Origin of the sequence: Streptomyces alboflavus, assembly GCF_000716675.1 — a bacterium.
GTDB lineage: Bacteria > Actinomycetota > Actinomycetes > Streptomycetales > Streptomycetaceae > Streptomyces > Streptomyces alboflavus.
The window spans coordinates 25776-49008 of the sequence record NZ_JNXT01000014.1; the positions used below are offsets into that span (position 1 = coordinate 25776).

The 23233-nt window shown below is 73.0% G+C and carries 20 protein-coding genes; 8 read left to right on the forward strand and 12 right to left on the reverse strand.

Going from position 1 to position 23233, the window contains the following annotated elements:
• Positions 1 to 102: 102 nt before the first annotated feature.
• Together OO63_RS12695 and OO63_RS12700 are read left to right on the forward strand one after the other, a co-directional pair.
• Positions 103 to 1035: a MerR family transcriptional regulator gene (locus OO63_RS12695; protein WP_030359507.1), complete on the forward strand. Its 933-nt coding sequence runs from the start codon at positions 103 to 105 to the stop codon at positions 1033 to 1035.
• Complete coding sequence (locus OO63_RS12700) at positions 1032 to 2288, forward strand: MFS transporter (protein WP_234311236.1); 1257 nt, start codon at positions 1032 to 1034, stop codon at positions 2286 to 2288. The genes OO63_RS12695 and OO63_RS12700 overlap by 4 nt, the downstream gene beginning before the upstream one ends.
• Here the strand turns inward: OO63_RS12700 and OO63_RS12705 are convergent.
• From OO63_RS12705 to uriH, 3 genes are all read right to left on the reverse strand, one after another.
• On the reverse strand, positions 2258 to 2728 hold the full coding sequence (locus OO63_RS12705; RefSeq protein WP_030359509.1) for a hypothetical protein: 471 nt from the start codon (positions 2726 to 2728) through the stop codon (positions 2258 to 2260). The genes OO63_RS12700 and OO63_RS12705 overlap by 31 nt on opposite strands.
• Positions 2729 to 2949: 221 nt before the next feature.
• A complete protein-coding gene (gene uriT / locus OO63_RS12710) occupies positions 2950 to 4410 on the reverse strand; it encodes a uridine transporter UriT (protein WP_030359510.1) in 1461 nt (486 codons plus the stop codon).
• Positions 4407 to 5354 (reverse strand): uridine-preferring nucleoside hydrolase UriH, encoded by a 948-nt coding sequence (gene uriH / locus OO63_RS12715; protein ID WP_030359511.1) that lies wholly within the window; start codon positions 5352 to 5354, stop codon positions 4407 to 4409. Before uriH ends, uriT begins: the two co-directional genes overlap by 4 nt.
• A 236-nt stretch (positions 5355 to 5590) precedes the next feature.
• Between uriH and OO63_RS12720 the strand changes: the two genes are divergently transcribed.
• Both OO63_RS12720 and OO63_RS12725 read left to right on the forward strand, forming a co-directional pair.
• Positions 5591 to 6595, forward strand: a complete 1005-nt coding sequence (locus OO63_RS12720) for a LacI family DNA-binding transcriptional regulator (RefSeq protein ID WP_030359512.1) — start codon at positions 5591 to 5593, stop codon at positions 6593 to 6595.
• Positions 6596 to 6681: 86 nt separating this feature from the next.
• Complete coding sequence (locus tag OO63_RS12725; protein ID WP_030359513.1) at positions 6682 to 7497, forward strand: SAM-dependent methyltransferase; 816 nt, start codon at positions 6682 to 6684, stop codon at positions 7495 to 7497.
• 64 nt (positions 7498 to 7561) lie between these two features.
• Here the strand turns inward: OO63_RS12725 and OO63_RS12730 are convergent, their stop codons facing one another.
• From OO63_RS12730 to OO63_RS12740, 3 genes are read right to left on the reverse strand one after another with little or no spacing between them, the layout of a single operon-like run.
• The gene (locus OO63_RS12730) at positions 7562 to 8887 is read right to left on the reverse strand and encodes a deoxyguanosinetriphosphate triphosphohydrolase family protein (RefSeq protein ID WP_051810800.1); all 1326 of its coding nucleotides are present in this window, start codon (positions 8885 to 8887) and stop codon (positions 7562 to 7564) included.
• A gap of 48 nt (positions 8888 to 8935) precedes the next feature.
• A complete protein-coding gene (locus OO63_RS12735) occupies positions 8936 to 9646 on the reverse strand; it encodes a GrpB family protein (protein ID WP_234311237.1) in 711 nt (236 codons plus the stop codon).
• Positions 9647 to 9674: 28 nt separating this feature from the next.
• Positions 9675 to 13313, reverse strand: a complete 3639-nt coding sequence (locus OO63_RS12740) for an nSTAND1 domain-containing NTPase (protein WP_051810801.1) — start codon at positions 13311 to 13313, stop codon at positions 9675 to 9677.
• A gap of 232 nt (positions 13314 to 13545) precedes the next feature.
• On the opposite strand from OO63_RS12740, the gene OO63_RS12745 reads away from it, so the two are divergent.
• From OO63_RS12745 to OO63_RS12760, 4 genes are all read left to right on the forward strand, one after another.
• Positions 13546 to 14013 carry a hypothetical protein gene (locus OO63_RS12745; protein WP_157853992.1) on the forward strand — a complete coding sequence of 156 codons (468 nt, stop codon included), beginning with the start codon at positions 13546 to 13548 and terminating at the stop codon, positions 14011 to 14013.
• 81 nt (positions 14014 to 14094) lie between these two features.
• Positions 14095 to 15420: a hypothetical protein gene (locus tag OO63_RS12750; RefSeq protein WP_051810802.1), complete on the forward strand. Its 1326-nt coding sequence runs from the start codon at positions 14095 to 14097 to the stop codon at positions 15418 to 15420.
• On the forward strand, positions 15420 to 16010 hold the full coding sequence (locus OO63_RS12755) for a hypothetical protein (protein WP_051810803.1): 591 nt from the start codon (positions 15420 to 15422) through the stop codon (positions 16008 to 16010). The genes OO63_RS12750 and OO63_RS12755 overlap by 1 nt, the downstream gene beginning before the upstream one ends.
• A gap of 20 nt (positions 16011 to 16030) precedes the next feature.
• Complete coding sequence (locus tag OO63_RS12760; protein ID WP_030359520.1) at positions 16031 to 16774, forward strand: ATP-binding cassette domain-containing protein; 744 nt, start codon at positions 16031 to 16033, stop codon at positions 16772 to 16774.
• A 4-nt stretch (positions 16775 to 16778) separates the two neighbouring features.
• Here OO63_RS12760 and OO63_RS12765 read toward each other — a convergent pair whose 3' ends face one another.
• From OO63_RS12765 to OO63_RS12790, 6 genes are all read right to left on the reverse strand, one after another.
• Positions 16779 to 17318, reverse strand: coding sequence for a DoxX family protein (locus OO63_RS12765; RefSeq protein ID WP_030359521.1), 540 nt, complete (start codon positions 17316 to 17318; stop codon positions 16779 to 16781).
• Between the two features lie 394 nt (positions 17319 to 17712).
• Positions 17713 to 18243: a GNAT family N-acetyltransferase gene (locus OO63_RS12770; RefSeq protein WP_030359522.1), complete on the reverse strand. Its 531-nt coding sequence runs from the start codon at positions 18241 to 18243 to the stop codon at positions 17713 to 17715.
• A gap of 139 nt (positions 18244 to 18382) precedes the next feature.
• A complete protein-coding gene (locus OO63_RS12775; protein WP_030359523.1) occupies positions 18383 to 18610 on the reverse strand; it encodes a ferredoxin in 228 nt (75 codons plus the stop codon).
• A complete protein-coding gene (locus OO63_RS12780) occupies positions 18610 to 19839 on the reverse strand; it encodes a cytochrome P450 (protein WP_030359524.1) in 1230 nt (409 codons plus the stop codon). Before OO63_RS12780 ends, OO63_RS12775 begins: the two co-directional genes overlap by 1 nt.
• Before the next feature lie 281 nt (positions 19840 to 20120).
• Positions 20121 to 20765, reverse strand: a complete 645-nt coding sequence (locus OO63_RS12785; protein WP_106983394.1) for a maleylpyruvate isomerase family mycothiol-dependent enzyme — start codon at positions 20763 to 20765, stop codon at positions 20121 to 20123.
• Between the two features lie 184 nt (positions 20766 to 20949).
• A complete protein-coding gene (locus OO63_RS12790) occupies positions 20950 to 23214 on the reverse strand; it encodes an ATP-binding cassette domain-containing protein (protein WP_030359526.1) in 2265 nt (754 codons plus the stop codon).
• Between the last annotated feature and the right edge of the window lie 19 nt (positions 23215 to 23233).

The following is a 23233-nucleotide window of genomic DNA, read 5'->3' on the forward strand; positions in this document are numbered from 1 at the left end:
AGTGCACTCGAGGTCAAATCGGGCCGCCGGGGCGCACCGAGACCGTTCCGGGGCGCGGCACCGCTTGAGTCTCCTCCAGGGGGAGACCGCAAGGTGGAGCGCATGAGCAACGAAGCGCTGTACTCGATCGGTGAGCTGGCCCGGCGCACCGGGCTGACCGTCAAGACGATCCGGTTCTACTCGGACCGGGGCATCGTCGAGCCGACGGACCGCAGTCCGGGCGGCTACCGCCGCTACGGCACCGAGGCCGTCGCCCGGCTCGACCTCGTGCGGACCCTGCGCGATCTGGGCCTCGACCTCGACACGATCCGCAAGGTGGTCGAGCGGGAGCTGTCGCTCGCCGAGGTCACGGCGGCGCACGCCGAGGCGCTGGACGTGCAGATCCGCGGTCTGCGGCTGCGGCGCGCCGTGCTCGCGGCGGTGGCCCGGCGCGGCTCCACCCCCGAGGAGCTGGATCTCGTGCACCGGCTCGCGAAGCTTTCCGAGGCCGAACGGCGGCGGCTCGTCGACGACTTCCTCGCCGCCGTCTTCGACGGCCTGCGCGGGCACCCGGAGTTCATCGGCGTCAAGCGGTCGATGACGCCCGAGCTGCCCGCCGACCCGGAGGTCGAACAGATCGAGGCGTGGGTGGAGTTGGCCGGGCTGTTCCAGGACCCCGATTTCCGGTCCGGCATGCACGGCATGGCCCACGACATGGCGACCGACCGGGCCCCGGACGACACCACCGGTCTCCCCCGCGTCCTCGCCGAGGCCCTCCGCGCCCGGGTCACCCCCGCCGTGGCCGCGGGCATCGCCCCGGACGCCCCCGAGGCCGGTCCGGTCGTCGCCGACCTCACCGCGCACTACGCGCTCATGGTCGGAGACCGCATCGGCCCCGCCGACCTGCGCCAACGACTGCTGTCCCGCCTGGAGACCATGAACGACCCGCGGCGGGACCGCTACTTGGAGCTGCTCGCCGTCGTCAACGGCTGGCCGCCGCCGGACAGCCTGGCACCGGTCCTCGACTGGTCCGTCGCGGCGCTCCGCGCGCGGTGACCGCTGCCTCCGACGAGCTGACGGAGCCCACGGAGCAGAGGACCGCACCCGCAGCGCGCCGGCCCCCGTCCGGCTACCGTGCGCTCCGCGACGTCCCTGGCTTCTGGCGGATCGCGGCGACCGGCATGCTGTCGAAGCTGCCCTTCGGCATGGCCTCGCTGAGCCTGCTTCTTCTGATCAGCCGTCATCATTCCTACGGCGTCGCAGGGTTGGCGATGAGCTGTGCGGCGATCGGGCAGGGGCTCACCGCTCCGGTGCGGGGTCGGCTCGTGGACCGCTGCTCCCACCGACCGGTGTTGCTGTGCTGTCTCGCCGGGCAGGTGGGGGCCGTCGCACTCCTGGTCGTCTGCGTACGGGAACAGGGCCCGCTCCTGTGGCTGCTCGCGCTCGCGACGCTCCTCGGGGCCAGTGCGCCGCCGGTCGCCGTCATGATGCGTACCGTCTGGCAGGGGGTCGCCGCCCGCGCCCTCGGCCCGGCGATGGCGCTCGACTCGGCGATGACGGGTGCGGCGCTGGTCTTCGGGCCCGCGCTGGCGGGCTGGCTCGGCGTGTCGGTCTCGCCGGTCGCCCCGCTCCTCGTCGTGGCCGTCCTCTCGGCCGGGGCGGTCTGGTCGTTGCTCGGCCTGCCGGTCGCACCGGGGCCGGTCGGGCGCGGACTCGGGGCGGGGCCGCTGCGGAGCGCGCCGCTGCGTCGCCTCCTCGTCGTGAACGGCCTGTTCGTGTGCGCCGTCACCGGCATGGACGTGGTGCTGCCGAGCTACGCGCGGGAGCACGGCGCCGCCGCGTACGCGGGGTGGTGTCTCGGCGCGCTCTCCGTCGGGAGCGTCGCGGGCGGCCTGGTCCTTGGGGCCGTGCCCGCCCTGCCGGGAGGGCCGGGGCGCCGGGTCGGCGTGCTGCTGTGCGTCTTCGCGGCGGGCGCGGGCGCACTGGCCTGCGCGGCGCGGGTCTCGCCGTCGGTCGTGCTGCTCGTCTGCCCGGTGGCCGGGCTCGCCATCGGTTCGGTCTTCGCGGCGCTGCGGACAACCGGTGGGGAGCTCGCGCCGGAAGGCCGTGTCACGGAGACCATGGCGTGGCTGAGCACCCTCGACCTCGCGGGTGGCGCCGTCGGGGCGGCGGCCTTCGCGCAGCTCGCGGTGGTGGCGGGGAGCGGTACGGCGCTGGTGGCGGTGGCGGGGGTCGCCGTGCTCGCCGCCGCGGTGGGCTGGATTCCCGAACGCGCTCCTCAGCCGATCCACGCCTCCGGGTCCCGATGACGCCCGAGCCCCACTGCCGTGAACTCGTCCTCGTCCGCGCCCGCCACCGCGCCGAGCCGCCGCAGCACCTGGGAGATCGGGCTCCCGGCGGCGGGAAGCCCCTGCCCCTCCCCGACTCGGAGCGGCCCAAGGACGAGCGTGCCGCCGTCCCACACGCCGGCCAGCTGCTCGCCCACACCACCGAAATACTCGGCTTCCACGTACGCCACCGGACCCGCGGCCGACCAGGTGGCGAGGAGGGCGTCGAAGCCGCCCGGCAGCCGCCGGAACCCCGGCTGGCGCGCGGGCCCGCCGTCCGTGACGGCGTCGAAGAGGGTGTCGGTCATCGGCATCAGCGACAGGCCCTGGCCGAGCGGAGCGAGACGGGCGGCGGCCACCTCGCGTGCGGCTCCCCGCAGCAACGCGCCGTCGGCGATCACCGCGTGCAGTACGTAGCCCATGCCGACGCCCCCTCCACGGCCACCGGTACGAGGACCCATCCTGCCCCACGGACTCGCGGCACCCACCGCGGAGGCGCCGATGCCGAACGCGCGTGGGCGCCCCACCCGCCGAACGGATGGGGCGCCCATGTCACAGGGCCCGCGCCACAAGGCCCGCGTCGCACAGACCGCATGACCACGGCCGCGTCACCGAAGACGCGCGGCCACGGGCCTTCCGGCCCTCACTCGTGAGCCTCCGCCTCCACCGGCTTCGGGATGAGGAAGGACGTCACGAACGCCGCCGCGATGAGGGCGACTCCGGCGATCATGGCGGCCGAGTAGCCCGCGGTCGACGTCTTGTCGGCCGGTGCGGCGGCGGTCTGGACGGCGTACAGGAGAGCGAAGCTCAGGCCCGCGCCGAGGTTGAACGCGCCGGCGTTCAGGCCCGGCAGGAAGCCCGGGTTCTCCTTCGGGGAGAGGACGATGCCCAGGCCGTTGAGGACGATGTTGCCGACCCCGGCGTAGGTGACGCCGATGAGGATGGACGAGACGAGCAGCAGCGCGCGGGAGTCCGCCTGGAGGGTCACGAGCATCAGGGCGACCGTCGCGGCCGAGCCGATGAGGCCGAGGCGCAGGATCCTGCCGTAGCCGTGGGTGGCGGCGAGGCGCCCGGCGAGGGGGCCCATGGCGAGGCCCGCGAGGGCGTACGGGGTGAGGGTCCACCAGGCCGAGGCCTCGGCGCTCATCCCGAATCCGGCGTCCGCGTTCTGGGCGAAGGCCGGGATCATGCCGTTCATGACGGCGAAGACGCCGGTCATCGTCAGGACGGTGGTCAGGAGCAGCGCCCATGTGGAGCGCTGGCGCAGGTGCCGGGTCGCGACCAGCGGATGCTTGCTGCGGTCCTCGGCGCGCCAGAACGCGGCGAAGGCCAGGGCGGCGACGACGGCGAGCCCGGCCACGAGCGGCCAGTTGGCCTTGCCGAGCTTCCCGGCCTCGTTGAGGGCGACGAGGGCCGCGCCGACGGAGACGACCAGGAGGGCCACGCCGGGCCAGTCCATGCGGTTGTCGGAACCGGAGGCACGGGCGGTGGACTCCGGGGTGAGCGTGGCGACGAGGACCATGGCGAGTCCGGCGACGACGGCCATGACCCAGAAGACGGACTGGAAGCCGTAGTGGTCGGCGAGGGAGCCGCCCGCGATGGAGTCGACGCCCGCGATGCCGCCGTTGACGGCGGTGATGACGCCGAGGAGCGTGCCGTACCGCTTCGGCTCGTGGACCTCGTTGCGCAGCATGATCAGGCAGAGCGGCACGGTGGGCCCGGACACGCCCTGGATGACGCGGCCGACGAACAGCATGGGCACGCTCTGCGCGAGGGCGGCCACGACGCAGCCGACGGCCATGAGCGCCATCATCGCGGCGAGGACGCGGCGGCGGCCGATGAGGTCGCCGAGGCGCGGCAGGAAGAGCGAGAACAGCGCGGCGGACGTGAAGAACGCCGTCTGGGTCAGGCCGACCTCGGCGGAGGTCGCGTCGAGGGAGTCCTCGACGCTCTTCAGGGCGGGGCTGAGCATGCTCGCGTTCAGCTGGAAGGCGAAGCAGGCCGCGAGGAGGGCGGTGACGAGGACCCATACTCGGACAGGTCGGCCGGGGCGGCCGCCGGGAGAGGCGGCGGACGGTGCGGGTTCGGCGAGGGAGGCGTTCACGCGGGCACGTCACCGATCCGCTGGAGGGCGTCCACGACCAGGCCCCAGAACCGCTCGTGGTCCAGGTCGACGGCGACCTGGGTGCGGCAGTCGGCGGGGGCGGGCGCGCGGAAGTCCGCGACGGTCATGCCGAGGGTGAGGGTGCCGGTCAGCTCGATGTCCACGGGGGCCTTGCGGACGGTCATGACGCTCGGGTCGATGACGTACGCGACCGCGCACGGGTCGTGCACCGGCGGGTGCTCGAAGCCCTGCGCCTCGCGGTAGGCGGCGCCGAAGAAGTCCAGGAGTTCGCCCACGAAGACGGCGGGGCGGGTGCCGACCTCGGCGATGCGGCGGGTGACCTCCGGTGTCGCGAGGGCCTGGTGCGTCAGGTCCAGGCCGACCATCGTGACGGGCCAGCCCGCGTTGAACACGATGTGCGCGGCCTCGGGGTCGATCTTGATGTTGAACTCGGCGACGGGGCTCCAGTTGCCCGTGTGGTAGCCGCCGCCCATGAGGACGACCTCGCGGACGCGCTCGGCGATGCGCGGCTCCTTGCGGACGGCGAGGGCGATGTTCGTCAGGCCCGCGGTGGGCACGATCGTGATCTCGCCGGGCTCGTGTGCCATGACCGTGTCGATGATGAGGTCGACGGCGTGGCGGGGGTCGAGGTCCAGGGTGGGCTCGGGCAGGACGGGGCCGTCGATGCCGCTCTCGCCGTGGATCTCGGGGGCGGTCTCGATGGTGCGCACCAGGGGGCGGGGGCAGCCGGCCGCGAAGGGGACGCCGGTGATGTCGGCGATGCGGGCGACGGAGAGGGCGTTGCGGGTGACCTTCTCCAGGGTCTGGTTGCCGACGACCGTGGTGACCGCGACCAGTTCGACGTCCGGGTTGCCGTGCGCGAGGAGCATGGCGATCGCGTCGTCATGTCCGGGGTCGCAGTCGAGGATGATCTTTCGGGCCATCGGCGGAACCTCTTTGTTCGGCTGAGCTGCCACGGCGGGGTGGCGCTCGGGAAAACGTTCTCCAACAGACTGTGTGGAGGTGGCTGAATTATGTCAATGATCCGCGACACGTCCCGACCCACGCGCCGCCGCGGGACCCTCTTCCCCCCCTTCCGACCAGGCATGAAGAACCCCTGGTAGTAGCCCCCCGCCGTTGATAACGTTTGCCGAAACGCACCGAAGGGGTGGGCCGAGGCGTGGCTGACGTAACACTGCGGGACGTGGCCCGGGCCTCCGGCTGCTCCGTCGCCACCGTCTCCCGGGTGCTCGCCGGGACGCGCCCCGTCGGCCCGGAGACGGCCCGCCGCGTCCGCGAGGCCGCCGAGGCCCTCGGCTACCGGCCCAACCAGGCCGCCCGCGCCCTGCGCAGCCGCTCCACCGGCACCGTCGGCCTGGTCCTGCCGCAGATCACCAACCCCTTCTACCCCGCCCTGGTGCGCGAGCTGACCCACGCCCTGCACGCCGAGGGCCGCGCCGTGCTGTTCGCCGACTGCGACGACGACCCGAAGGCCGAGGCCGAGTACATCGACGACCTGCTGAGCCGTCGCGTCGACGCCCTCCTCGTCGTCCCGGCCGACGAGCACCGCAGCCGGGACGCGGTCGCCGCGGCGGCCGCCCGGGTGCCGCTGGTCCTGATGGACCGCGGCTGCGGCCCGGGCATCGCCGACTCGGTGGCCGTCGACAACGCCGCGGGCATGGCCCTCGTCCTCGACCACCTGGCCGCGACGGGCCGCCGTCGCGTCTGCTACCTGGGCGCGGACGGGACGGCGTCGGCCGCGGCCGAGCGGCGCGCCGCGTACGCGGCCGGGGCCGCCGCCCTCGATCCGGGCGCGCCCGGGCGCCTCGCGCTCGGCGGCTTCTCCGTGGAGTGGGGCCGGGCCGCCGTCGACCTGGTGTGGGACGCCCGGCCGGACGCGCTGGTGTGCGCCAACGACCTCATCGCGGTGGGCGCCCTGCAGCGCCTCCAGCAGCTCGGCGCGGACGTGCCCGGCGACGTGGCCGTCACCGGCTTCGACGACATCCCGATGGCCGCGCTCGCCGCCCCCGGCATCACGACCGTCCGCCAGCCCGTCGCCGAACTGGCAGCGGAGGCCACCCAGTTGCTGGGCCGCCGCCTCGCCGGGCGCGGCGAGGGCCCGCAGCGGGCGATACGGCTCGCGCCGGAGCTGGTCGTACGGGAGTCGAGCGCGCCGCGCCCCTGAACCGGCACCGGTGTCCCCGTCAAGGTCATCGGGACGTACCTTGTGCGGTGAGACAGTTCACGCCCCGGTAGAAGACGGACGGTGCCATGACCGACCCCTCGACGACGCCCGGACAGGCCGCGCGCCCGCACATCGACACGTCGGTGCCGCACTCGGCCCGGATCTGGAACTACTGGCTGGGCGGGAAGGACAACTACCCCGTCGACGAGGCGGCCGGTGACGCCTACAGCGCCGTCTACCCCGGCATCGTCACCATCGCCCGCAGCAGCCGCGCCTTCCTGGCCCGCAACATCACGTACCTGGTCGAGGAGGCGGGCATCCGCCAGTTCCTCGACATCGGGACCGGCCTGCCGACCGTGGACAACACCCACGAGGTGGCGCAGCGGCTCGCCCCCGAGACCAGGATCGTCTACGCCGACCACGACCCGATGGTCCTCGCGCACGCCCGCGCCCTGCTCACCTCCACCCCACAGGGCGCGACCGCCTACGTCGACGCGGACATCGCCGACCCCGACCGCATCCTGGCGGCCGCGGCCGAGACGCTCGACTTCAGCCGTCCCACCGCCCTGATCCTCAGCAACATCCTGGGCCACGTCGCCGACTACGACCAGGCGCGCGCCATCGTCGCCCGCCTCCTCGACGGGCTGCCCTCGGGCAGCTACCTCTCGATCAACGACGGTTCGCGGGGCGTCGACGCCGACTACGAACAGGCCCAGGACGCCTACAACGAGACCGGCGCCGTCCCCTACTACTTGCGCCCCGTCGACCGGATCGAGGCCTTCTTCGACGGCCTGGAGCTCCTGGACCCCGGCGTCGTGTCGGTCCCCTTCTGGCGCCCGGACCCCACGTCCCCCGCCCCGGTGGCCATCGGTGAGCACGGGGGCCTCGCACGCAAGCCGTGACGCCTGCGTCGGGATGGGCGCACGGCGGTCCGGCGGGCCCTGCCCCGCCTCCCGGAACAGGCGGTCACAGCCACCCGGTGTCGCTCACGGACCCCAGGCCGGTGCCCGACAGACGGCGGTGCAGGGTGACGGCCTGGTCCTCGGTCAGGGACGCGACGTGGTCGGCCGCGGCGCGCAGCGGGTCGCCGTGCAGCTCCAGTTCCTCGGCCCGGTCGGTGGGCAGGAGCCCGGGGGACTCATGGGTCCAGCGCAGCAGTTCGGAGACGACGCGTCGCTTTCCGTGCTGCTGCGTGGCGAGCGCCGGGCGGTCGATGACGTAGCACCAGACCAGTTCCTTGAGCAGGTCGCAGGCGGCCCGGCGCTCGGCGGGGACGACGAGCCGCGCCCCGTGCCGGATCGCCGCCGGACCGCCGACCTCGAGGTCTATGTCCCGCGTGAAGTGGTCGATCAGCTTGGCGGTCCGCGCGTTGACGGCGACGTCGTCCGCGTGCCGCCCCGCGTAGGGACCCGGCACCGAGAGGGCCTTGGCGATGTCGGCGAGGAGGCGCAGCGCCTCGTCCCGGTCGAAGGCGGCACCGGCGCGCTGCCGCTTGGCCCCCACGTAGTCCAGGAAGCGCCGCGTCTCGCGCTCGGTGTCGCCGCCCCCGGCCCCCGGCAGCGGGAAGAGCGCGGCAAGCGGGATCAGCCCGGTGCGGTAGAAGTCCTCCACGTCGTGGCAGGCGTACGTGACGTCGTCGGCCCAGTCCATCACCTGCTCCTCGACCGGCACCGCGTCGTCGCCGCGGCCCGCCCGCACCCATGCGAACGCCTGCCGGTCGACCGCGTAGACGCCCCACTTGGTGTGCCGGGCGGGGTCGACGTCGCGCGGGGCGCGCTCCCAGGGGTACTTGGTCGCCGCGTCCAGGCAGGCGCGGGTCAGGTGCAGGCCGCGATGGCCGGGGTACTTGTGCGCGGCCAGGAAGGTGAGGATGTGCAGGGTCTGCGCGTTGCCCTCGAAGCTGTCGAGCTCCCCGCCGGCGGCGCGCAGCGCGTCCATCGTCGCCCGCAGCGCGGTCTCACCGGCGTGGCCGAAGGGCGGGTGGCCGATGTCGTGCGCCATGCAGGCCGCCTCGACGAGGGCCGGGTTGGGGCCGCCGTAGCGCCGCTCGAGGCGCTCCGCCATTCGCCGCCCGAGCTGGGCGACCTTCATGGAGTGGGTCAGCCTGGTGTGGTACGCGCCGAGTTCGCCGCTGGCGACGACCTGGCTCTTGCCCGCGAGCGCGCGCCACTGCGTGGAGTACAGGATCCGGTCGACGTCGTGCTCAAACCCCGATCGCTGTCCGTCGTCCGCGACCCTTCGGCGCAGGGAGTGCTGTTCCAGGTCTTCGTCGCTGTACCGGGCCGGTCGCATGACGGGATGGTAGTGCCCCCGCCTCCGCCGTCGGCGGGCGGCCGCGCGTCAGCGTCCGGTTCCCCGCACTTCGGCCCCTTTCGCCCCGGCCCCCTCCCGCGCCCTGGCGAGGATCTCCTCGACCACGCCCGTCTTGGCGTCGGCGTAGTTCTGCAGGTACTCCCATGTCCGCGCCGCCAGCGTCCTCTTGGTGCGGGCGTACAGGTCACGGTCGTCGTCGTGGGCGCGGAGCCAGTCCCGGAACCGGAGCATCCGGGCGGTCTCCTCGCAGCCCTCCGGGAACACGTGCAGATTCGCCGACGCGGCGCCGGGTGCGAGGTCGTAGCGGCGCAGCACGCGGTGCTCGAACCAGTCGGGCTCCCGGATGGCGAGGGCGTAGCCGACCTGTTCGAGCGCGGGCACGTACGTCGTCTCCGCCCCCGGGTCCGGGACGGTCAGGAGCATGTCGATGACCGGCTTGGCGGGCAGACCGGGCACCGACGTCGACCCCACGTGCTCGATCGTGTGCGGCACACCCGCGAGCGCCCCGCCGAGGAGCGCGGCCTCGGCAGCGAAGACCAGGGGCCAGCGGGGGTCGTAGTCCACCAGCGTGACCTGGTCGTTGAGCCTCGGCACCGCGCCCACGTAGGCCGCGGCGATCTCGTCGGCGGTCATCGGCACCGCGCCGTCGGGCGCGGGAGCGTGCGGCTCCTGGTCGTGGAACTCCTGCTCGGGCATGGTCTTCCGCTCCTGAACTCGGTGGGTGGGTGGCGTGCTCATGATCCGGCACCCGGAGCCGGGCGACCGCCTAGTCCGGGCACAGGTCCCGCACCGGTTGGTCCGGGAGGAGCCGCCCCCAGCGGTGGGCGGTGCTGAGACGGCAGACGCGCTCGGCGACGTAGTCGGCGTCGATGCTCCAGGCGCGGGTGGTGCCGGGGGTGCCGACGGCGGCCAGGGCCCGGCCGTCGGGGGAGAACCGCACCGTGGTGATGCGCTCGACGGCCCGCCCGGTGAGGGTGGCGCGCACGCGGGCGGATCGTGGGTTCCACAGTCGTACGCTCCCGTCTGTGCTGGTGGTCGCGAGGGTGGAGCCGTCAGGACTGAACTCCACGCCGAGGACGGCGCCGGTGTGGCCGGTCAGGGTGGCGGTGGTGCGTCTCTCGGCGATGTCCCACACCTTGACGGCTCCGTCGTTGCCGCCGACGGCCAGGGTGCGGCCGTCGGGACTGAACGCCAGCGCCATGCTGGGGTCGATCGGGGCGGGCAGGGGCGGGGCGGCCTGTCCGGAGCGGAGGGTCCACAGCCGCGTGGTGCCGCTGTCGCCGACGAAGGCCACTGCGCGGCCGTCGGGCCTGATGGCCAGCGCGGTCACCGAACGGGCGGTGCGCAGAAGCGCGGTGGTGCGACGGGTGGCGACGTCCCAGACGCGGATGGTGCCGTCCGTTCCTCCGGCGGCGAGGGTGCTTCCGTCGGGAGTGATCGCGAGTTGCCGCAGGTTCCAGGTGGTCTTCGGGAGCGTGAGGAGGTTTCTGCCGGTCGCGCGGTCCCATACGCGTACGGTGCGGGCGCGGTCCCCGGTGGCGAGGACCTTGCCGTCGCCGCTGGCCACGGATTCGGTGACGGGCTTCGGGGAGCGGAGGGGAACCGGGCGGGACCGCGGCTCGCCGGTGGACCAGTAGGCGGCCAGGGTGTCGTGGTCGAAGGTGAGGAAGGCGCGGCGATCCGCGAACGACGGCCGCGCTGTGCCGGACCCGGAGCGCCCGGACAGGGTCGCGGTCTGGCGGCGCGGGGCGACGTCCCACAGCCGGGCGGCGGGCTCTTGGCCCGCGGTGGCCAGGGTGCGGCCGTCGGGCGAGAACACCACTGAGTGGACGCGCCGCTTCATGGTCAGTGTGGCCCGTGCCTTGCGTGTACGGGGGTGCCACAGGCGGACGGTGCGGTCGGCGCTCGCGCTGGCCAGCGTGCGCCCGTCCGGCGAGAACGCCACCCCCTGCACGGTGTCGGTGTGACCGGTCAGCGTCGCCAGCTGACGGCGGGAGCGTACGTTCCACAGCTTCACGCTGTCGTCGGTGCCCGCGGTGGCCAGCGTGCGGCCGTCGGGTGAGAACGCGACCGCGTTGACGGCGCCGGTGCGGCCGGTCAGGACGGCGAGGGTCCGGCGGGAGGCCACGTCCCACAGGCGGGTCGTGCGGCCCACGTCCGCGCTGGCCAGGGTGCGGCCGTCCGGCGAGAACGCCAGCCGGTACACCGCGTCGGGGTGGCCGGACAGGACGGCCCGCTCCCGGTGCGTACGCGTGTCCCACAGGCGCACCGTGCGATCGCTGCCCGCGCTGGCCAGGGTCCGGCTGTCCGGGGAGAACGCGACCCCTTCGACCATGTTCGTGTGGCCGGTCAGCGTGGCGAGGAGACGGTGGGAGCGCGTGTCCCACAGCTTCACGCTGCGGTCGTTGCCGGACGTGGCCAGGGTACGGCCGTCCGGGGAGAACGCCACCGCGGTGACGGCACCGGTGTGGCCGGTCAGGGTGGCCAGGAGGCGGTGGGAGCGTACGTTCCACAGCTTCACGCTGTGGTCCCAGCTCGCGGTGGCCAGGGTGCGGCCGTCGCGCGAGAACGCCGTGCTCAGGACGGTCTCGGTGTGCCCGGTGAGCCGGCCGACGTTGAAGCGGGCATGGGCGCTCAGCAGGCTGCTGCGGGCTTCCGTGGTGGGGGCCTGCCGATATCCCCGCAGCGCGAGAGCCATGGCCGCCTCGGGTTCGCCCTGACTCAACTGATCGGCACGGGCGGCCAGTTCACGGGACATGGCCAGGCGCCGCTGGGTGTCGGCGGCGGTCGTCCGCTGGACGGCGATGCCGGTCGCGGTCAACGCGAGCACCACAAGGACACTGAGGGCCGCCATCACCTGACGGGTGCGGCGGGTGCGCCGTCGGGCGGCGCGGACGGACTGGTGGAGGAAGTCACGCTCCGGCGGAGTCAGTTCCCCTTGCTGTCCGGCGGTGCGGAAGGCGTCCTCCGCCTCGCCGAGCTCGGTACCGCGCAGCAGTGCCCCGCTGTCCCGGCCGCGGTCGTGCCAGTTGCGGGACGCCGCGGTCAGCCGCCGGTGCCTGCGCAGCCGCTCGCGGTTGTCGTCGATCCAGCTCCGCAGCCGGGGCCACGCGGTGATCAGTGCCTCGTGGGCGAGGTCGACGGTGTCGCCGTCCAAGGTGACGAGGCGGGCCCGGGCCAGTCGCTGCAGCACCGTGTCCGGGGCGGGGTCCGGAGCCGGGCCCGCGCAGGGGGCGGTGGCGAGTTCGGCGCGGTCGACGGGGCGGCGGGTGTCGGGGGCGCCCTCGCCCGGGGTGATCAGGCGCAGCAGTATGTGGCGGGCCGCCTCCGCCTGGGGCGGGGTGAGTCGGGTGTGGAGGTCTTCGGCGGTCTGGGCGATGGCGCCGTGGATGCCCCCGGCGGCTTCGTAACCCGCCAGGGTCAGGGTGCGGCCCTGACGGCGGCGCCAGGTCTCCAGGAGTGTGTGCGAGAGGAGCGGAAGTCCGCCGGGTTCCTGGCCGGTCTCCTCGATGAGCCGGGCGGTCAGGGCCCGTTCCACGATGAGGCCCTCGGCGGCCGCGGGTTTGACGATGACGTCGCGCAGCTCGTCCGGCGACATGGGGCCGACGGGCAGGCTCGCCTCCCCGAGGACCCCGGCGAGCCCCTCGTGGTCGAGGCAGCGGGCGTAGAAGTCCGCCCGCACGCCGACGACGGCGCGCAGCCCGCTCCCGGCTTCCCGGGCCGAAAGGACCAGGTCGATGAACTCCCGCCGCTGCCCCACGTCGTGGCAGAGGGTGAACACCTCCTCGAACTGGTCCACCACCAGCCAGGTGTCCCCCGCTCCCGCGGCCGGGGTGAACAGTCCGCGGTGGTCGCGCACCGGATGCGGTCCTGGCGTGAGGATGCGGATGGCCGCCGGTCGCAGCTCCGGGTCGGTGGTGTTCCGTAATCGCGGGACGAGGCCGGCGCGCAGGAGGGAGGACTTGCCGCTGCCCGAGGCGCCGAGCACCACGAGGCACCGTCGGGCCCCGGCCAGGGCGGTGAGCCGGTCCACGAGACGGGTGCGGCCGAAGAACCGTGTGTGGTCGCCGGGTTCGAACCGCGTCAGACCGCGGTAGGGCGGATCGGCCGCCTCCGCGTCGGCCTCCCGGACCTGCGCGGCCTCTTCGTCCCGCACGGCCTGCCATCGCCGCTCCCACTCCGCGGGTTCCCCGCCGCAGGCCCGTACATAGGCCAGGGTCAGCGCCAGGGACGGCAGCGCCTCCCCCGCCGCCGCGCGGGACAGCGCGGCGATGGAGTATCCGGCGTCCTCGGCCATCGCGCGGTAGGGCGGACTGCCCGCCTCCCGGCGCAGTTTGCGCAACGCGAAGGCGAATGCCTGCACCGGCCCCGCGCCGGGATCGATCGGTTTCTCACGGCGCCCCACCGCAGCCTCAGCCTCCCCTTCGACGGACTCCTCCCCAGCCCATCACAGCCACCACGGCGCCGAGAAGGCGCCGTCAGGCCGGTCTCCCCCGCAGCCGGGCCGGTCGCTGTTTTTGTCTACCGGCACGGACAGGGGCTGCGAGAAAACAGCCGACCGCCTGAAATCGCCAGGACAGCCCGGCCACGAGCCGAGCACGCAGCTGTCACATCCGGACGGAAGGGATCGTTCACCCGTGAACTCACATATGGCCAAGGCGCGCACAGCCGCCGTGAGCGGCATTGCCGCCGCATCGCTGCTGGGCGGCATGCCGACGGCGACCGCCGCTCCTCAGCCCGGCGCCGATGCTCCCCAGCTCCGCAACTGGCAGGGCCATCTGAGCGGCGCCCTCACCGGGTTCCAGTCCCGCCGGTGGCAGGACAAGGGGTACTCACAGGTGTGGTTCAAGAAGTGCCGGGTCCTTGGCGCCCGGGACATCTCCACGCATGTGCAACTCCGGTGGGACCGCAGCTTCCGGCCGGACAAGAGCTGGGGCACCAAGAAGTTCTCCCGGTGCTTCCACGGCAACCGCAAGAGCAACGGGCAGTGGCACGGCCTGTCCAACGGAAAGCACTTCTTCCAGATCAAGAAGATCAACGGCCGTGACTACGGCAACAAGCTCAGCGTGCGGAAGGTGTACGTCGACACCTCGAAGCACGACTGACCCCGAAGCCGGCCACGTCGAGGGGTGCCTGCGCACCACGCAGGCACCCCTCGCTTCTCGTCTCTGCTGCTCTGGAGTCCCATGAGATTCGCCGCCCTGGTACGCACCTCCAGCGCCCTGTGGGCTGCCCCGCCGGCGCTCGGGCTGGTGTTGTTCTACTTCCACGTCAGCTTCTCGCGCGACTACGAGTTCACCCGGGGGGACATCCCGTACGCCCTGGAGACCGTCTCCTTCGTGCTGGACCCCCTGTACGCCCTCGCGTACGCCACCGCGTCCAGCCTGGCGGCGTGGGAGAGCGGCCGCATGAATCGCGCCGGAGTGTGGGCGAGCGCACCCGCCAGGAGCCGCCACGCCATCGCCGCCCACACGCTGCTCCCCGTCCTGGTGCTGGCCTGGGCCATGCTCCTGTTTCCGGTGGGCCTGGGCCTGCTCAGCGAGGGAACGGCGTTGACGCCGGACTGCGCCCCGCTGCTGATCATGGCTCTGTTCGTGGCCGCCGCTCACGGTGTCATCGGCTTCGCCGTCGGCCTGGTCGTGCCCCGCCTCGTCGCGCCGCCGCTGCTCGCCGCGGGCGTGTTCTACGGCGTGGCCTCGTCGGCCTCCTCCGGCGAGCGCATGTGGCCCCGCCATGTGTCCGGGGCGTTCTCCACGGTCCTGTCGTTCGGGGAGCGGACCACGTGGACCGCTCTCGCTCCCCAGTTCCTGTTCACCGGGAGCATCGCGCTGGGCTTGGCGTTGCTCGGGGTGACCGCCCGGAACCGCGGTGTCCGCACGGCCGTGCCCGTGCTCTCCTGCGTGGTCGCCCTCACCGGCACGCTGGCCGCGTACGACATCGCCGAGGGCTGGGGCCACACCGCGCCGCTGTCGGTCGGCCACGCGCGGATGACCTGCGCGGGATCGGCTCCCCGGGTCTGTGTCCCCGTCGCCGGGGGCGCGGAGCCCGCCGAGGTGCGTGCGGAGGCAGAAGCCGTGGTGCGTGAACTCGCCGCAGCGGGCGTGCGGGTGACGTTGCCCCGCACCATGTCCGACAGCGTCGTCAACGGCGCCCACCCCCGCCCCTCCACCGGCGACATCTGGTGGCTCCCCCTCACAGCCGGCCAGCGCGACGCGACCACGCGCTACCAGGTCCTGACCCGGGCCGTCCGCTTCCCGTGCGCGAGCACCTCCGACGAGGTCGCCAGCCGCAGCGCCATGTTGTGGGCCGCCGGGAACACCGGTGAGGCCAAGCGGTATCTGACGGCGCAGCGCGAGGAGTTGGCCCAGTACGACAACGGCGACGAGGTGTTCGCGCTCATCAAGGAGCGGGTCGCGACGGTGCGCCGCGCCTCCACCGCCGCGCAGGCGTCCTGGTACCGGAGCGAGCTCAAACGCGCCTGCGGTGACGCGGGCCGCGCGGGTGACACGTGATGTGGTGGTGGGTCAAGGCACGCCGCGCGCACACCCTGCTGCCCGTAGGGCTGACACTGCTCACCGCACTCGTCCTGCTGCTGCACGACACCGTGGCGCGGTTGCCGTCGTTCCGCACCGGTGCCGACAACCCGGTGCCGGCCATGCTGCTGGTGCCAGTGCCCCTGTGTGCCGTGCTGCTGATGTCGCTGGAGTCACGGCTGTCGGCTGCCGAGGACTCGTCCGTGCGCCGTGTCCGTGCCCGGGACGCGGGACTCACGCTGGCCGCCGTCGCCGCCGCGACGACGGTCGGGCTCGGCGCCGACGCGGTGCTGGGCTCCGGTGCCGCCGCGCCCCTGGGCCGCAACACCGCCTTCCTCACCGGACTGACGCTCTGCGTGCGGTCCCGCGCCGGGCCGCCCGCCGTGATGACACCGGTCGTCTGGTTCGCCGCCGTCGTCTTCTTCGGCTTCGACCGCACCGGCCGCCCCGCCCTCTGGACCGTGCTCCCCCGCGCCGCCGACGACCCCGTCGCGGCCACGGCGGCCGCCCTCACGCTGTCCGCCGGTCTCGCCGTCCAACTCGGCACCCGCCCCCGTACCGACTCCTGACCTCTGGGGAAGAGATCGCCATGACCCTCGAAATGCGTTCGTGCACCTACGCCTACCGGCCATGGGCCCCGCCCGTCCTGCGCGACCTCGAGTACACGCTGCCGCGGGGCCTGACGGTCCTGGTCGGCCCGAACGGGGCGGGCAAGTCGACCCTGCTGCGCCTCGCGGCATCCGTGGCCCGTCCGCAGAAGGGCACCATCACCCTCGACGGCACCCCCTCGCACCGGCGCGCCTACCGTGCCGCTGTCGCGTGGCTGCCGCAGCGCGTCATCCCCATGACCGGGCTGACAGCGCGCGAACAGGTCGCCTACACCGGCTGGCTCAAAGGCATGGGCAAGCGCGCCGCGTGGGACGCCGCCGCCCGTGCGCTCGCCCGCGTCGAGCTCACGGAGGAGGCCGAGACGAAGGCCAGGCGCCTGTCCGGCGGCCAACTGCGCCGCGTCGGCGTCGCCTCCGCCCTCGTCCACGAAGCCCGTGTCCTGCTCCTTGACGAGCCCACCGCCGGCATGGACCCGCACCAGCGCCGCGTCTTCCACGACACGCTCGGCGCACTCACCGACGACGTACGCGTGCTCCTGTCCACCCACGACGTCGCCGACCTCGCCGCGGCGGCGGACCACGTGACCGTCCTGCGCTCCGGCCGCGTCACGTTCAGCGGCACCCCTGCGGGCTTCCTGGCCCACGCCCCGGCGGACTCCGCCCCGGGCCGTGTCGCGGAGGCCGCCTACACAGCCCTCAGCGAGGGACAGTGGGCACGAGGCTGAGACGTCAGTCCCGCAGCACCACCAGGACGAACGCGGCCGACACCGCGCCAAGCATGACGGCCGCGACCCCGCGTGAGAACCGGTGGTCCCGCAGCACGGGCAGCAGTTCGTCGGCGGCGAGTCGGCCGGGCCCCGCCAGGGCCACCGACACCGCGCCGGCCAGGAGCACGATGTCGTACTCGACGCCCTCGGGGCTGAAGAAGCCGCCGCCCCACTTCACGGCCATGGCGTTGAGCATGATGCCGAGGATCCCGGCGCCCGCGAGCGGTGTGAGCAGGCCGATCGCGAGGCCGAGGCCGCACAGGGTCTCGGTCAGGGCGGCGACCCAGGCCATCGTCTTGGCGGCCTTGTAGCCGTCGGAGGCGAAGAAGGCCGCGGTGGCGTCGAGGCCGTTGCCGTCGAACCAGCCGAAGAGCTTCTGCGAGCCGTGCGCGGCCATCGTGAGGCCGACCGCGAGACGCAGCAGCAACAGGCCGACGTCAGCGCCGGGTTGGGGACCGGAGGCGACCGCGAGGGCGTGTCGGCGCGGGGTGCCGGTCGGCACGGAGGGGTGAGGGGACGGGGAGGGGGGCGGCGGGGCCGAGGAGTCGGCGGAGTGAGGGGAGTCGGCGGAGTGGGTGGGGTGAGCGGAGTGAGGGGGACGTGACGGTGAGGACATGCGTGATCTCTCCTTGTGCCGAGGGGGGAAGGACGGGAACAGGGAGGAGAGGTCCCTCTGCGTGCTGAACGGCGCGCGGCGTGGCTCCCGCAAGCGGGACGTCCTGTCGGAGCCGAGGCGCCCGCCCCGGCCCGAGGGCGTACGCTCGCCCGCTCATGCCGACCGATGATAGGTCCAGACCAAGTCGGTATGAAGCCCTCCGACCGTCACAGACCCCGCCCTGGCTCACTGCGGCCGGTTTTGGCCCCTCACCGCTCCCCTTCCCCCGTTCCTCCCGCACCTACCGCAGAGGCGCGGCGGGCGGCGGCACGGGGCGCCGCATGCACACGCGGGGCCAGCGGTCCAGGCCGTGTTCGGCCTCCTTCGCCCGGACGGCCCGCAGCCCCGGGCCCAGTTCGGCCTCGGCGAGGAGCACGAAGCCGCAGCGCGCGTAGTACGGGGCGTTCCACGGCACGTCCCTGAAGGTCGTGAGCGTCAGCGCGGGGACCGCCTCGGCCGCCGCGCGGTCGGCGAGGTGGTCGAGGAGGGAGCGGCCGATGCCGTGGCGGGCGTGGTCGGGGTGCACGGACACCTGCTCGACGTGCAGGTCGCCGTCGACGCGGTCGGCGATGAGGTAGGCCACCGGTACGTCGTTCTCGTCGGCGGCCACCCAGGCGAGACCGGCGCGCTCATAGCCCGCGAGTTCGTCCAGGGCGGGTGGTTCGTCGTCGGCGATCTCCGGCATGCCGACGTCGTGGAAGCAGCGGCCGGCCGCCCGCTCGATGTCCTGGAGGCGGGTCAACTCACCGTGGCGCGGGGATCGGATACGCATCGCGCCATTGTCCCGGGTCGGCGGGAAAGCGGGGACTCGGGCCCCAGTGCACGGTCACTCCGGTCGTCGGCGAGGCGAAACCGCCTCGCCGACCCCCATGGGGCTTCGGGGTCGGCAGGGCGGATCTCCACCCGGTCGCTCAGGCTTCGCCGTGCCGGGGCTCGGTCTCGAACGTCTCCGTGTGCAGGGTGATCGCCCGCACCGGGCAGGCCCGCGCCGCCTCCCGCAGCATCGGGTCACCCACCTCTTCCTCGCACCCCGGAAGCAGCTCGCTGAAACCGTCGTCGTCCTGTGTGAAGACCTTCGGTGCCGTCAGGACGCACTGGCCCGCGCCGATGCACACGTCCGTGTCGATGGTGACGCGCATCAGCCGCGCCCCCAGGTGACGGGCAGGTCGACCAGGCCCTGGATGGTGTCGCCGGGCTTCATCCGGATCTCGTCCACGGGGACGGCGAGCCGCAGGTCGGGGAGGCGGGCGAGCAGGGACCGCAGGGCGATCTCCAGTTCCGCGCGGGCCAGGTTCTGGCCGAGGCACTGGTGGATGCCGAAGCCGAACGCGAGGTGGTGCCGGGCGCTGCGGCGCACGTCGAGGTCGTCGGGGTCGGGGTAGACGGCGGTGTCGCGGTTGATGGTGGAGGCGGCGAGGACGACGCCCTCGTCGGCGCGGATGGTCTGCCCGGCCACCTCGATGTCCTCGGTGGCGACGCGCACGAGTCCGTCCGCGATGGACAGGAAGCGCAGCAACTCCTCGACGGCGTCGCGGATCAGGTCCGGGTCGGCGTGCAGGGCCGCGAGCTGGTCGGGGTGTTCGAGCAGGGTGAAGGTGCCGAGCGAGATCATGTTGGCGGTGGTCTCGTGCCCGGCGACGAGCAGGATCAGGGCGAGGCGTACGACGTCGTCGCGGTCCAGGCTCCCGGCGCTCAGCCGTTCGCGTACCAGCTCGTCGATCACGCCCTCGGGGGTGGCGTCGGCGCCCCGTCCCGTGCGGCCGTCGGCCGTCTTGGCCTTCCGGTCCACCAAGTCGCCCAGGTAGTCCATCAGTTCTCTGCGTCCCGCCTCCGACTCCTCGGCCGTGGCGCCCCGCAGGATGCGGCGTGCGGCGTCCTCGAAGAAGTCGTGGTCGGCGTACGGGACGCCGAGGAGTTCGCAGATGACGATGGACGGCACGGGCAGGGCGAAGGCGGCGACCAGTTCGACGGGCGGCCCCTGGGCGACGACGGCGTCGAGGAGCCCGTCGACGATGTGCTGGATGCGGGGGCGCATCGCCGCCACCTGTTTCACCCCGAACGTGGGGATGAGCATGCGGCGTTGTTTGTTGTGCAGCGGGTCGTCGACGCCGAGCAGGGCGAGCGGCTCCCGGCGGGAGAGCTCGAAGCGGGCCGCGATCATCGGGAAGGCGGGGTGCTGGCGGTCGGCGGAGAGGCGACTGTCGGTGAGCAGGGCCTGGGCCTCGGCGTGCCCGGTGACGAGCCAGGCCTCGCTGTTGTCGTAGAGGGTGACGCGGTTGACCGGGCCCTGGGTGCTGAGCGGCCGGTATCCGGCGGGCGGGTGATAGGGGCAGGTTCGGTCCTGGGGGAAGGGGGCGGCTTGCGCCATGGGGGCCTCCGATGCGCTCGGACGGGTGGTGCGGTGTCCCGACCCCCACTTCATGCCCTATGCACGCATCTGGAACATGCCCGGTTCGGCCAACTTCGCGCCGGACGCCCCTGAGTTCAGCATCACGGCCGGTTTGTGATGCTCCCGCGCTGCCGTCACGCCCCTATGACCTCGCAGGGGTCGCAGCTCTCGCCCGAGATTTTCGCGACAGTCGCTGACGCGAATGGCGTGATCACGCCGGTCCCGTGCTGCCGCGCCACAGAGACGGGCGGCGCGCCGCGCTAGAGCGCCGCCGCCAGGCGTTCGGCGCCCCGCCCGGACACGCCCGCGAGCCCGGCGGGCCTGCCGGTCGCCAGAAGCAGCAGGTCGCCCGCCGGGCCGCTGACCTCCTCCGTGCCGTCGCCCGTCGACCAGTCCGCGTCGGTGGCGATCAGGCGCAGGCCGCGCAGGCGCTTGCGGGCGCCGTAGAACGGACTACCCACGACGTGGTCGAGGGCGGTCGTCGTCGGCTCCGGGGGCATGGCCCGCGTGCGTCCGAGCGGGCGCGCGATGTCCTGCCCGTGGACGAGGAAGTCGACCAGGGGGTCCGCGGGGGCGGCCATGGGTGCCCGGCGGGGCGACGCGGCCGTCTCCCTGATCTGGGCGACGAGGTCGGCGGGCGGGAAGGCGGCCGCCCGGCGCACGGCGAACTCGGCCTCCATGCGGTTCCAGTCACCGCGGGCGCGCAGGGCGCCGCCGAGCACCATGCGCCACGTCGTGCGCGTCGACAGCGTCAGATGCGCGGCGACATCGCGCACCGTCCAGCCCTCGCAGAGCGAAGGCGCCTTCCATGCGGCGTCGTCGAGATCCGCCAGGAGGTCGGCGACGCCGAGGCGCTCCGTCTCCACCCAGCCCAGAATCCGTTCCGCGTTCACGTTCGTGCCCATGGTCACGCCTCTCACCTCGAAGGCAGCAGGGCACCGGGGGCGAGGACCGCCGGAACCCCTGCGCGGGAAGTGCAGGTATGACCACCCGCCCGGCGAGAAGTGAGCGACCCGCGAAGGTGTCCTGGGTCACAGCGCGAGCGCGGCGGGCGGGTCATGGTCGGCGACCCGCCCGCCGCGGCACCGATCAGGACCCGACGTAGTCGCGCAGGTGGCGGGCCGTCAAGGTGTCGCTCCCTGTGACCAGTTCGGCGGGGGTCCCGGTGAAGACGATCTCGCCGCCGTCGTGGCCGCCGCCCGGGCCGAGGTCAATGATCCAGTCGGCGTGGGCCATGACGGCCTGGTGGTGCTCGATGACGATGACGGAGTTGCCGTCGTCGACGAGCCGGTCGAGGAGGGCGAGGAGCTTGTCCACGTCGGCCAGGTGCAGGCCCGTCGTCGGCTCGTCGAGGATGTACGTGGAGGATTTCTCGGCCATGTGGATGGCGAGCTTCAGGCGCTGCCGCTCGCCGCCGGAGAGGGTGTTCAGGGGCTGCCCGAGGCGCAGATAGCCGAGGCCGACGTCGGCGAGGCGGCCGAGGATGGTGTGCGGCTGGCCGGACGGGAAGAAGTCGTACGCCTCGGCGATCGACATGCCGAGGACCTCGCTGATGTTCTTGCCGTTGAAGCGGTAGGTGAGGACCTCCGGCGTGAAGCGCTCGCCCTGGCACTCCTCACAGACCGAGGCGACGCCCTGCATCATCGCCAGGTCGGTGTAGACCAGCCCGAGGCCGTTGCACTTCGGGCAGGCGCCCTCCGAATTGGCGCTGAACAAGGCCGCCTTGACGCCGTTGGCCTTGGCGAAGGCGTTGCGGATCGGGGTGAGCAGGTTCGTGTACGTCGCCGGGTTCGAGCGGCGCGAGCCACGGATCGGCGACTGGTCGGCGACCACCACCCCGTCCCGCCCGGACAGATAGCCGTGGATCAGGGAGCTCTTGCCGGACCCGGCCACGCCGGTGACGACGGTGAGCACGCCGAGCGGCACGTCGACCGACACGTCCTTGAGGTTGTGCGCGCCGGCGCCCTCGATGGCCAGGTGGCCCTTCGGGGTGCGGACGGTGTCGCGGAGCCGGGCGCGGTGGTCGAGGTGGCGGCCGGTGAGGGTGCCCGAGGCGCGCAGGCCCGCCACGTCGCCGGTGTAGCAGATCTCGCCGCCCGCGGTGCCCGCGCCCGGGCCGATGTCCACGACGTGGTCGGCGATCGCGACGACCTCCGGCTTGTGCTCCACGACGAGCACGGTGTTGCCCTTGTCGCGCAGCCGGAGCAGCAGGTCGTTCATGCGCTGGATGTCGTGCGGGTGCAGACCGATCGTCGGCTCGTCGAAGACGTACGTCACATCGGTGATGCTGGAGCCGAGATGGCGGACCATCTTCACGCGCTGCGCCTCGCCGCCCGACAGGGTGCCCGAGGGGCGGTCGAGGCTGAGGTAGCCGAGGCCGATCTCGGTGAGCGAGTCGAGCAGGTCAAGCAGGTTGGCCAGCAGCGGGGCGGTGCCCGGGTCCTCGATCGAGCGGACGAAGTCGGCGAGGTCGTTGATCTGCATCGCGGAACACTCCGCGATGTTCACGCCGTCGATCCGCGAGGAGAGCGCCTCCTGGGTGAGGCGGGTGCCCTCGCAGAGCGGGCACTGCCGGAAGACGACGGCCCGGTCGACGAAGGCCCTGATGTGCGGCTGGAGTCCGTCGCGGTCCTTGGCGAGCCAGGTGCGCTGCATCTTGGAGACGAGGCCCTCGTACGTGAAGCCGTTCGAGCCGACCTTCACCTTCACCGGGCCCTTGTGCAGCAGGTCCGCCCACTCCTGCTCGGTGAAGTCCTTGAGCTTCTTGTCGGGGTCGTAGAAGCCGGAGTTGACCATGATCTGCCAGCTCCAGGAGTCCACCGCGTAGTACGGGAGGGTCAGGGCGCCCTCGTTGAGGGACTTCTCGCGGTCGAGGAGCTGGTCCACGTCGACGGTCGAGACCTCGCCGGCGCCCTCGCACTCGGGACACATGCCGTCGGGCAGATTGAAGCTGAACGCCCCGGACGTGCCGATGTTCGGCACGCCGAGGCGGCTGAAGATGATCCGCAGCATCGTGTACGCGTCGGTGGCGGTGCCGACCGTGGAGCGGGAGTTGGCCCCCATGCGCTCCTGGTCGACGACGATCGCGGCGCTGAGGTTGCGCAGCTCGTCGACGTCGGGGCGGCCCACGCTCGGCATGAACGACTGGATGAAGGCGGTGTACGTCTCGTTGATCAGGCGCTGCGACTCGGCCGCGATGGTGGCGAAGACGAGCGAGGACTTGCCGGATCCGGAGACTCCGGTGAACACGGTGAGGCGCCGCTTGGGCAGGTCGAGGGAGACGTCCTTGAGGTTGTTCTCCCGCGCTCCGCGGACCTGGATCAGGGTGTGGCTGTCGGCGGGGGTGACCTTCACGGGGGCTCCTTGTACGGCT